The 10,746-nt window shown below is 70.3% G+C and carries 8 protein-coding genes and 1 pseudogene; 5 read left to right on the forward strand and 4 right to left on the reverse strand.

Annotated features, from left to right (window positions below; translation table 11 throughout):
* Positions 1 to 163 precede the first annotated feature (163 nt).
* From ABZZ22_RS26125 to ABZZ22_RS26135, 3 genes are all read left to right on the forward strand, one after another.
* A complete protein-coding gene (locus ABZZ22_RS26125; RefSeq protein WP_354938178.1) occupies positions 164 to 685 on the forward strand; it encodes a cell division protein FtsQ in 522 nt (173 codons plus the stop codon).
* A 62-nt stretch (positions 686 to 747) separates the two neighbouring features.
* The gene (locus ABZZ22_RS26130) at positions 748 to 1,455 is read left to right on the forward strand and encodes a YcnI family protein (RefSeq protein WP_354938181.1); all 708 of its coding nucleotides are present in this window, start codon (positions 748 to 750) and stop codon (positions 1,453 to 1,455) included.
* Positions 1,452 to 3,179 carry a copper resistance protein CopC gene (locus ABZZ22_RS26135; protein WP_354938183.1) on the forward strand — a complete coding sequence of 576 codons (1,728 nt, stop codon included), beginning with the start codon at positions 1,452 to 1,454 and terminating at the stop codon, positions 3,177 to 3,179. Before ABZZ22_RS26130 ends, ABZZ22_RS26135 begins: the two co-directional genes overlap by 4 nt.
* Before the next feature lies 1 nt (position 3,180).
* On the opposite strand, the gene ABZZ22_RS26140 is transcribed toward ABZZ22_RS26135, so the two are convergent.
* Together ABZZ22_RS26140 and ABZZ22_RS26145 are read right to left on the reverse strand one after the other, a co-directional pair.
* Entirely contained in the window at positions 3,181 to 4,020 is an 840-nt protein-coding gene (locus ABZZ22_RS26140; protein ID WP_354938186.1) for a hypothetical protein, read from the reverse strand.
* Positions 4,021 to 4,071: 51 nt separating this feature from the next.
* Positions 4,072 to 5,454, reverse strand: a complete 1,383-nt coding sequence (locus ABZZ22_RS26145) for an FAD-linked oxidase C-terminal domain-containing protein (protein WP_354938189.1) — start codon at positions 5,452 to 5,454, stop codon at positions 4,072 to 4,074.
* 188 nt (positions 5,455 to 5,642) lie between these two features.
* Between ABZZ22_RS26145 and ABZZ22_RS26150 the strand changes: the two genes are divergently transcribed.
* Positions 5,643 to 6,578 carry a TerC family protein gene (locus tag ABZZ22_RS26150; protein ID WP_354938192.1) on the forward strand — a complete coding sequence of 312 codons (936 nt, stop codon included), beginning with the start codon at positions 5,643 to 5,645 and terminating at the stop codon, positions 6,576 to 6,578.
* Positions 6,579 to 6,742: 164 nt separating this feature from the next.
* Here ABZZ22_RS26150 and ABZZ22_RS26155 read toward each other — a convergent pair whose 3' ends face one another.
* Both ABZZ22_RS26155 and ABZZ22_RS26160 read right to left on the reverse strand, forming a co-directional pair.
* Positions 6,743 to 9,127 (reverse strand): FtsX-like permease family protein, encoded by a 2,385-nt coding sequence (locus tag ABZZ22_RS26155; protein WP_354938194.1) that lies wholly within the window; start codon positions 9,125 to 9,127, stop codon positions 6,743 to 6,745.
* Positions 9,127 to 9,837, reverse strand: a complete 711-nt coding sequence (locus ABZZ22_RS26160) for an ABC transporter ATP-binding protein (RefSeq protein ID WP_354938196.1) — start codon at positions 9,835 to 9,837, stop codon at positions 9,127 to 9,129. Before ABZZ22_RS26160 ends, ABZZ22_RS26155 begins: the two co-directional genes overlap by 1 nt.
* 616 nt (positions 9,838 to 10,453) lie before the next feature.
* Between ABZZ22_RS26160 and ABZZ22_RS26165 the strand changes: the two are divergent.
* Positions 10,454 to 10,746 (forward strand): annotated as a pseudogene (locus ABZZ22_RS26165) (HNH endonuclease); the annotation flags it as partial.

The raw sequence follows: 10,746 nt of genomic DNA on the forward strand, positions 1-10,746 counted from the left end.
ACCCCGCCTCCCTCACGGGGGCACGTCCTCCCCCCATCCCCCGCCGCGTCGGCTCGTCATGACGAGCCGACTCGACGTGATTTCAGGTCAGGATGAGCCGACTCGCGATGTCGCGGGGTGACTTCTCGGCCGACGTACGTGGCGCCTCGGTTCGTCTGCGACAATGACCGGCGTGGAATTGAAGGTGGTGCGGCCTACACGCGGGAGCGTGTGGCTGGCGCTGCTCGCCGCGGTCGAGATCACCACCGGGTCCAGCCTGGCCCACCTGGCCGGCGGCGGAGAGCTGCCGGACGCGTTGTGGCTGGTGGCGACCGGGTTCGCTGCCTTCGGCGTCGGAGTCGTGGTGCTGCAGCGCCGGGTCGGGATCGCTCTGGGAGCGGTGCTGGCCGGGGGCGCGCAGCTGGGGATGCACGCGGCCTTCGAGGCGTACGCCGCGCCGGCCGCGCACGCGCACACCGGCGCGGCGGGCGAGACCTCGATGCTGATCGCGCATGCCGCGGCCGCGGCGCTGACCGTGGCCGTGTGGCTGCTGCACCGCCGGGCCTGGCAGGTCATCTCGCGAGCGCTGACCACGCCCCAGGTTCTGGTTCCGTTCCGCCTGCCGGTCCAGGCGCAGCCGGTCGTGCCGCGCACCGGGCTGTGGACGTACGTCGCTGCCGGCCGGGGTCCACCGGTCCTCGCCTGAGGACTCGACCCCGACCACCGGGCACCCGCCCGACGCAGAACACTCCACAGAAAGCATCACCCATGTCTCGACGTACCCTCGCGCGCCTCGGCGCGCCCGCCGCCGCTGCCGCGGCTGTCACCCTCCTCGTCGCCGCTCCGGCCTCCGCGCACGTCACGGTCACCCCGACCGAGACCGCGGCCGGCGCCTACACCGTGCTGACCTTCAGCAACGGCCACGGCTGCGAAGGCTCCCCGACCAAGCAGATCACCATCCAGGTGCCGGAGGGGGTCAACACGGTCACCCCGACCCGTCAGCCGTTCTACGACGTCAAGGTCACCACCGAGAAGCTCGCCGAGCCGATCAAGGACGCCCACGGCAACGAGCTGACCGAGCGCGACGCGACCATCGTCTACACCGCGAAGACCCCGCTGCCCGACGGCCAGCGTGACGCCTTCGAGGTCTCCCTCCAGCTTCCCGAGGAGGAGGGCACGCTCGCCTTCCCGGTCATCCAGACCTGCGCGAAGGGCGAGACCGCCTGGATCGAGGAGACCCCTGAGGGCGCCACCGAGGAGCCCGAGAACCCGGCACCGGCCTTCGAGGTCACCGAGGCGACCGAGGACGGCCACGGCCACAGCTCCGACGAGGCCGCCGAGAAGGCCGAGCCGGTCGCAACGGACGTCGACGAGGGCGGCGACAGCAACCTGTGGGCCGGCATCGGTGCCGGCGCCGGGATCCTCGGACTGATCGCCGGCACGACCGCCCTCGCGCTGGGGCGTCGTAAGGCGTGAGTGCTCCCCTGACGCGCCGGCCCGGGCTCGACCGTCCGGGCCGGCGCGCCCTGGGGCGGCTGTTCGTGGCGCTTGCTGCCGCGGCGTACGCCGTCCTGCTCAGCATCTCCCCCGCCCAGGCGCACGCGTCGTTGATCGGCACCGACCCCGAGGAGGGTGCGGTGCTGGAGGTGGCGCCGGAGACGATCACCTTCATCTTCGACGAGGCGGTGAGCCTGCCGCCGGCGGGCGTGACCGTCTACGACGCGAAGGGCGAGGAGGTGACCTCCGAGGCGACCGCGAGCGGCACCTCGATGGAGGTCGCGCTCGCGAGCCCGACCAGCCTCGGCGACGGCACCTATGTCGTCGCCTGGCGTGCGGTCTCGGCCGACGGTCACCCGATCTCCGGCTCGCTGACCTTCGCGGTCGGAGCGCCGAGCCTCAGCGTCGCCCCACCGCCCTCCTCGGAGCCGTCGAGGGCGACGGCGGTGATCCACGGGGTCCTCCAGTTCATCCAGTACGCCGCGCTGCTGCTGATCGTCGGCCTGGTCTGGTTCCGTGCGCTGATCTTGGGTGGGCACAGTGTTGGGGAGCGCCGCGTCCCCGACCGTGCGATAGCGCGGGTCCAGCGCCTGCAGATCGTCGCCGGCATGGTCGCGGTCCTGGCGCTGGTCTTCCTGGCCCCGGCGAGCGGTGCGCTGCAGAGTGAGAGCGGACCGGGCGCGATCCTCACCTTCGACGCCTGGTCGCCGGCCTCGGTCGGCAAGGAGTGGCTCAGCGCGCTCGTCGGGATCCTGGGCATCGCGGCCACGCTCGCCCTGCGGCCGCGGCCCCGCCTGGCCGCGGCCGCGGGGCTGATCGCGATCATGGCACCGGCGCTGGTCGGCCACTCCCGCGCGGTCGTACCCGCCTGGCTGGTCACCGCGACCGACATCGTCCACCTCATCGCCGGGGCGCTCTGGCTCGGCGGGCTGGTCGGTCTCGCGCTGACCCTGCCGCTGATCACCCGGCGCGGGACGGTCGCGGCCGAGATCGTGACCCGTTTCTCCACCCTCGCCGCCGTCTCCCTGGCCGTTCTCGCCGTCTCCGGCGTGCTGATGGGCTGGCGGATCCTCGGCTCGTGGGACAACCTGCTCAACAGCACGTACGGCACCCTGCTGATGACCAAGGTCGCCCTGGTCGTCGCGGTCGCGGTGATGGCGGCCGGCAACCGGCTGCTGGTCCTCCCGCGCATCCGTCAGGCGGTCGGTCACGACGACACCGTCGAGGCCGGCTCGATGCTGCGCCGTGCGGTGCTGATGGAGGCGGGCGTGCTCGTGGTGGTCCTCGGTGTCACCGGCTTCCTGGTCGACCAGCCACCGCAGGCGGACACCGGCGCGACCGGGACCGGCACGGCCACGGTCGCGCAGACCAACACCCAGGCCGCGAAGCTCGGTGACGACCATCGGGTCTACGCCACGCTGACACCCGCAGGCCCGGGTCCGAACGTGCTCCGGCTGCAGATCCAGGACGCGGCCGGTGAGCCCGTCGAGGCCTCGGCGGTCCCGAGCGCCAAGCTCAGCTCCGCCAGCCGCGACCAGAACAGCGTCGACCTGGGCAGCCTGGCCCTGACGACGGTCGGCGCCGGCACCTGGGAGGCCGACGTCGTACTGCCCAAGGGTGGAACCTGGGAGGCGACCGTCGGGCTGCGGCTCGGCGAGTTCGAGAGCCCGCTGGCGCTGGTGGAGTTCCCCGTCAGGCAGTGACTCAGACAGTGACGGGGAGCCGGAGCGTGTGGATCATCCCGTCCACCCGCACCTGCGCGAAGAAGACGTAGTCACCCGCCTTCGGCGGCTTCACATGGATGCCGAGGCGGGTGCCGTCCTCCTGGTTCTCGGGGCCGCCGAGCGGGTGCAGGTGGATCACCTCGCCCGTCTCGCGGCTGAACGCGGTCACGTGCGCGTAGACGCCGAGGTACGTTCCCAGGTTGACCGGGTTGCCGGCCGGGTCGGAGACCAGGAGGCCGATCTCCTGGTCGACCCCGGGCTTCGGGGTCTCCTCGAGCGCGGCGATGACGACGCCGTCGTCGGAGCCGGGTACGTCCACCTCGGTCGGTCCGGCGACCTTCGCCGTCGCGCCGAGCATCGCCTGCTCCCCCTTGTCGTCCGGGGTCCGGGCCGCGAACTCGACGACCACCCGATAGGTGCCCCCGGCGGGAAGCGTCAGGTCGCCCGACCAGTCCCCGGCCTCGCCTCGTGTGGGGTGCAGGTGACGGAAGACCTCCAGGTCGTCGCGTACGACGTAGAGGTGGAGGTCCTTGGTCTGCTCCTCGATGTAGTCGGTGACCGGGTCGCCGTCCTTGGTGATCGTGAAGCTCACCTTGCCCGGGGTGCCCGCCTCGGCGGGCAGGCTGACGTCACCGAGCGTGTAGCCACCAGCGGTCGCGGAGGTGCCGTCGGCGCCCTTGATCTCGGTCACGACCGTCGCCACGCTGGGCGACTCGCCGGGAGCCGAGGACGAGTCGGCGGCCTCGGGTTCACCGCCACAGGCGATCAGGGTGACCGCGAGGCCGAGGGTCAGGACGACAGCAGCAATTCCGACACGCACAGCGTAAAGAGTGTCACATGGGTGGTCTCGACAAGCTCGACCACCGGAGTCTCAGAACCCGACGCCCGGATTGAGGATCCCCAGCGGGTCCAGGGCCGCCTTGATCCGGTGCTGCAGGTCGATCGAGTCGGCGCCGATCTCGGGCTCGAGCCACTTGCGCTTCAGCCGACCGACACCGTGCTCACCGGTGGTGGTGCCGCCGAGCTCGATGGCCAGAGCGAAGATCTCATCGCCTGCGATGGTCTCGGCGGGCGGCATCGCTCCAGGGACGTCGCCCGGGGAGGGATCCCAGCCGATGACCGGGTGGAGGTTGCCGTCGCCCGCATGGGCGAGGGTGTAGGTGCGTACGCCGAGCCGCTGCGAGATCTCGGAGATCCGGTCGACCGCCTCGGCGAGCCGGGACCGAGGCACACAGATGTCCTCGATGAACCAGGACCCCTCCGCCTCGATGGCGGGCAGGACCTGACGACGCGCCTCGACCAGCCGGTCGGAGGACTCCTCGTCGACGCCCTGCTCGATCCAGGTCGCCTCCTTGCCGAGGATCGCTGCGATCGCCTCGATCTCCGTCACGGCCGCCGGCCCGTCGGCCTGGGCGATCACCAGCGCGTCACCGCGTTCGGCGTACGTGGTGCCCGCGAACCGGTCGACCGCCTCGAGGCAGCGCCGGTCGATGAACTCCAGCATCGACGGCAGCCGCCGGGCGGCGGCGATCTCGGCGCAGGCACGCGCGGCTGCCGCCACCGAGGCGTACGCAGCCGAAGCCGTCAGCGTGGAGACCGGGCGTGGCTTGAGGCGCAGGGTCGCGCCGACGACGATGCCCAGGGTGCCCTCGGAGCCGACGAAGAGGGCGGTGAGGTCGAGCCCCGCGACACCCTTCATGGTGCGGCGGCCGGTGTGGATAAGGGTGCCGTCAGCGAGGACGACGTCGAGGCCCAGGACCGCCTCCCGGGTCACCCCGTACTTCACGCACCGCAGCCCGCCGGCGTTGGTGGCGACGTTGCCGCCGATCGAGCAGATCGCCGCCGAGGCGGGGTCGGGCGCGTAGCGCAGCCCAACCTCGGCGGCCGCGGCGTCCAGGCGCGCGTTGAGCACGCCCGGCTCCACCACCGCGATCTCGTCGATCGGGTCGAGCTCGAGGATCCGGTCCATCGCGGAGAGGTCGACGACGAGGTGGCCGGTGCCGGCCACCGCTCCCCCGGCGAGACCGGTGCCCGTGCCCCGCGGGACGACCGGCACCCGATGGGCAGAGGCGACCCGCATCGCCGCCTGGACGTCGGCGATGCTGTGGGCGCGTACGACTGCCAGCGGAAGGCCGGCGGCGACCGACCCGGACCGGTCGGTCGAGGCCGCCAGCAGCGAGATGTCGTCGGTCGCCACCTCCGAGACCTGGGAGGCGAGGTCGTTGACCAAAGAGAGCTGTGCCGCCGTCGTCATCCCTCCATTGTGTCGTGAGACGGCCAGTTGCGAACCTCTTCTGTCCAACAGTTAGGCTTCACCTCGAGGGGAGTACCTCACCAAGCTCATTCCGGTCAGTACGTCGGTGCCGACACCGTCCCGGGATGGCGCCCCGATCCGGGGTGAGGGAGACCTCAGACGTTCATCGACACGCCTGAGGAACCCGCATGCTCGATACTATTGCCACGCCCACTCTGTGGACCGTGACCATCGCCGCCGTCGTGGTGCTGATCGCCCTCGACTTCATCCTGACCCGGCGCCCACACGAGGTCTCCATGAAGGAGGCCATCGGCTGGTCCGCCTTCTACGTCGCGCTTCCGCTCGCCTTCGGCGTCTGGGTCTGGAACGCCCACGGCAGCCAGACCGGCTTCGAGTACTACACCGGCTACATCGTCGAGAAGTCGCTCAGCGTCGACAACCTGTTCGTCTTCATGCTGCTGCTCGCGGCCTTCGCGGTGCCACGCCACCTGCAGCAGAAGGTGCTGCTCTTCGGCATCGTCGGCGCGCTGGTGCTGCGCGGCATCTTCATCGCCCTGGGCGCCGCGGCGCTCTCCCAGTGGGACTTCGTCTTCCTGGTCTTCGGTGCGATCCTGCTGATCACCGCCGCGAAGCTCTTCGTCGAGGCGCTCCAGGGCCACGACCAGAAGATCGACCCCGAGGAGATGCTCGTCGTACGCCTCGGCCGCAAGGTCGGCCTGAAGCCGATGGCCATCGTGGTGCTCGCCATCTTCGCCACCGACATCATCTTCGCGGTCGACTCGGTGCCGGCTGTCTACGGCATCACCGGCGACCCCTACCTCGTCTTCGCCACCAACGCGTTCGCGCTGCTCGGCCTGCGAGCCCTCTACTTCGTGCTCGAGGGGGCGCTGTCCAAGCTGGTCCACCTCTCCTACGGTCTGGCCGCCATCCTCGCCTTCATCGGCGTCAAGCTCGGCCTGCACTGGGCCCACGGCCACTGGGACGGCGTCCCCGTCGTGCCGACCTGGCTCTCCCTGGTGATCATCGTCGGCATCCTCGTCGTCACCGTCACCACCAGCCTGATCGCCTCCGCGCGCACGCAAGCACGTGAGGAAACCGAGGCTTTGGAAGAGACGAACGCCTAGGCGACCGTGTTGGTCTCGACACGCTCGGCCGGCGGGCGGCCTCGCGGCCCGACCGGCGGGCGGAGGGACCGGCGGCTCGACCGACGGGCGACCCCCGCCGGTCGAGCCGGACTCGTGAGGAACGAACGAGTCCGGCTCGAGACCAACACATTTCCTGACCGCGGTCAGTCCAGCGCGAGTCCCTCGGCTGGGCTGACCTTGGTGGCCCGCTTTGACGGCGCCACGCAGGAGACCAGGCCCGCCAGGCCGGCGGCCACGACCACGCCGATCAGCTGCAGCACAGGCAGCTGGAAGGTGGCGTCGGGCATGATGTCGCCGACCAGGATCTCGCTGCCGCCCCAGGCGAAGAAGACGCCCAGTGCGGTGCCGACGAGGGCTGCCACCGCCGAGAGCAGCACCGCCTCGGCAGCCAGCGTCCGCCGCAGCTGACGCTTGGTCAGTCCCAGCGCCCGCAGCAGCGCGTGCTCACGGCCGCGCTCGAGGACCGAGAGTCCCAGCGTGTTGGCGATGCCCGCCAGCGCGATCAGCACCGAGATGGCCAGCAGCCCGATCACCGCCCAGGTGAACACGTCCAGCTGGAGCTCGACCCAGGCGCGCTGGGCCTTGCCGTTGATCAGCTCGGCGTCCGGAGCGAGCGCGCCGAGCGATCCGGCCATGTCCTCGGGGTCGGCGCCGGCCTCCGCACGGACCCAGACGGCATAGGTCTGCGGGGCGTCGGTCAGCTTCTCGAGCGTCGCGGCAGAGATCTGTGCGGCGCCGTCGATCTCGCGGACGTCCAGGGTCACCGTGACCGAGCGGTCGCCGACGACCAGCGTCACCTTCTCGCCCGTGGCTTCGAAGGAGTCCTCGATGAACGCGGAGGCGGCGAGCGGCGAGAGCACCATCGTGCCGGGCTTCACACTGAGGTCCCGGAGCGCGATGTCTCCCGCGGGAGGGGCGACGACCGGAACCGGAACGGGCTTGCCGTCGTCCTTCACCGAGGCCATCACGCCCGGCACTGCCACCGCGTCTGCGACACCCGGGACCGACTTCGCGTCTGCGAGGACCGAGTCCTCCAGCGGCTTCGACTCCGCCTGCAGAGCGAGGTCGATCGGGTGCTGCGCGGCCATCTCGTCGACCGTGGCGGTGCGGATGGTGCTCATCCCGGTGAGCACCCCGGTGGTGAGCGTGACACCGACGAGCAGCGACGCCGCGGTGGCCGCGGTGCGCTTCGGGTTGCGGCCGGCATTGGCCGCGGCCAGCTTCGCCGGGGACCCGGCGACCGTCGCCAGGGCCGCCCCTGCCAGCCGCACCAGGCCGGGCACCAGCACGGGCCCAAGGAGCATCACGCCGAGGAAGGTGACCCCACAGCCGAACAGCACGATGACCATCCCGGACTGCGGGTCGCCCCAGCCGACGGCCACGAAGATCGTCGCCACCCCGGCGAGCACGACGGACAGGCCGAACCCGATCCGGAACTTCCCGGCGCCGCGTACGTCGAAGCCGTCTTGCGGACGCAGCGCGGCCAGCGGGCTCAGCCGCATCAGCCGGCGGGTCGGCAGCCACGAGGCGACCAGGGTGGTGAGCACGCCGAGCACGAACGCGGTCACGAGCCACGGCCACTCGAAGGAGACCGCCCCCAACGGTGCCGTCTCGGCGAACTGCCGCACCACCGCGACGATCCCCCAGCCGAGGAGTGCGCCCACGGCCAGGCCCAGCAGCGAGGCGAGCAGCCCGAGGGCGAGCGCCTCGCGGCGTACCGATCTCAGGACCTGCCGCTTCGTCGCACCCATCGCGCGCAGCAGCGCGAAGTCGCGCATCCGCTGGGCGAAGAGGATCGAGAACGTGTTGGTGATGACCAGCACGGAGACGAACAGGGCGATGAAGGCGAAGATCAAGACCATGTACGCGATGATGTTGACCTCCTTGTTGAGCTGGGTCTGCAGCTCGGTGAGGTAGTCGTCGGTGCTCAGCCAGCCGTCGGCCTTGTCGCCGGTGTCGGCGGTGAGGACGGCCTGGACGTACTGCTCCTCCCAGCCCTGAATCTCGGGCCAGGTCACGTAGATCGACGAGGTCCACATCGACGGGGCGTCCACGAGACCGACGACCGTCGTGTCGATCGCCGTGTCTCCGCTGCCGACCTGGAGCCTGTCGCCGACGGCGACCTCGTTGGTCTTGGCGGCGTTGGCGTCGACGACGGACTCGCCGGCTCGGGTCGGGAACCGGCCCTCCTCGAGGTCCTGCCACTGCCACCGCTTCTCGGTGGAGACGGCCCCGACCATGATGTCCTGGCCGAACATCTTCGTCTCGGAGCGGACCGGCTGCATCGAGCGGGCCATCGGCCAGCCGCCCTGCTCGACGTACTTCGCGGTGGCCTCCCTCGTCGGCAGGTCGACCGCGCCGACCGCGTTCTGCAACGGCGCGTCGATGCCCGCGAACAGTCCCGCCTTCGTCGCGGAGGTGAGCGCGTTGGTGACAACGATCAGGGCGACCGCGGCGACGACCGCCACCACGGCCGCGGCGTATCGACGGGCGTAGGTTCGCAAGGACGCGAACAACACCGTCCGCATCAGCGCGTCACCCCTTCGATGCGCCCGTCCTTGACGGTCACGATCTCGTCTGCGTACGCAGCGGCGGAGGCTTCATGGGTCACCATGACCACGGTCTGGCCGAGCTCGCGGACGCTGCGGCGGAGGTGGTCGAGCACCTCTGCCGAGGTCTCGGAGTCGAGGTTGCCGGTGGGCTCGTCGGCGAAGAGGATCGCGGGCTGGGTGACCAGTGCGCGGGCGATGGCCACACGCTGCTGCTGGCCGCCGGAGAGCTCGGAAGGCTTGTGGCCCAGGCGCTGGCCGATACCGAGGGTGTCGGCGATCATCTGCGCCCGCGAGCGGGTCTCGTCGGTCACCCGCTTGCCGGCGAGCTCCAGCGGCAGCTGGATGTTCTGCCCGGCGGTGAGCATCGGCAGCAGGTTGAACGCCTGGAAGACGAACCCGACGTTCTCCCGCCGGAAGATGGTCAGCTGGTCGTCATTGAAGTTCTCCAAAGGTTGCCCGGCAACCGAGATCTCGCCGCTGGTGGGACGGTCGAGCCCCGCCAGGCAGTGCATCAGCGTCGACTTGCCCGAACCGCTCGGGCCCATGATCGCGGTGAACGCCCCGCGGCGGATCTCCAGGTCGACGCCGCGTAGCGCGTGCACCTCGGTGGCACCCTTGCCGTAGGTCTTCGTCAATCCCACCGCTCGGGCGGCTGCTGTTGTCGTGTGAACAGAGGTCTGTGTCATGCGACCGAGCCTGTCGTTCCGGCGGGTCAGCCCGCATCGGGCTGGGGGCTGATCCTGATGTACGACCTGGGGTTGATCGGCAAGGGTCGGCTCGGGGTCATCCCTGGGGTCTGCCTGTCGAGACCCTGCCCCGCTGGTCGAGCCGCCGGAGCCACTAGGCGGAGGCGTGTCGAGACCAACACAGTTCCTTACCGGAACGACCGGCCCCCGGTGGTCGAGCTTGTCGAGACCTCCCTGCCGGAAGCCTTTCGCCCGAAGGCCGGTGTGGGCCGCCGACCCTTCTTCGAGGGTCTTCTCGAGGAAACCCGGAGTAAAGGACGGCCTTCGGCCGCCGGCTTCGCCGGCCGCTTCGCGGTCCTTGACTCCGTGCTCCCTCGAGAAAGATTTGGCTGGCTATCGGGGCGGCGGCCCGGGTGTGGCGCAGCGGAATCTTGCTGGGGAATGGTGATGCGCGTGGGGCAGGAGGGTGGCCCTTCGGGCCATTTACCATCCACAGGTTCGAGGTCGTTCGCTCACCGCGAAAAACGGGTTTGACCTGCACAGATAGGTGTTCAAGAAGGCATGTCTGGAGTAGAATCGGAGGCACTACGACACGCCTTCGAAGGAGGTGACAGCCATGAGCATCGACCACTGGGGCACCAACCCCACAGACCTCATCGAGTCGGCTCTTGCTGCCATCGAAACCTCCCTTGAAGAACTGCTCGCGATGGACCCGGCCTACTGGCGCACCAGCCAGAAGAAGGACTACCTGGCCAAGGTGGAGAAGCTCCAGGCCCAGCAGGCCGCGTTGACGCTGCGGGTGCTCGCTGTCTCCGGTGACATCGCCGCCGAGACCGGCGACAAGGACGCCTCCGCGTGGATGCGGGCCGAGCTGCTGGTCGACAAAGGTGCGGCCAGGTCGCAGATCAA

This window comes from Nocardioides sp. NPDC006273 (assembly GCF_040613495.1).
Classification (GTDB): domain Bacteria; phylum Actinomycetota; class Actinomycetes; order Propionibacteriales; family Nocardioidaceae; genus Nocardioides.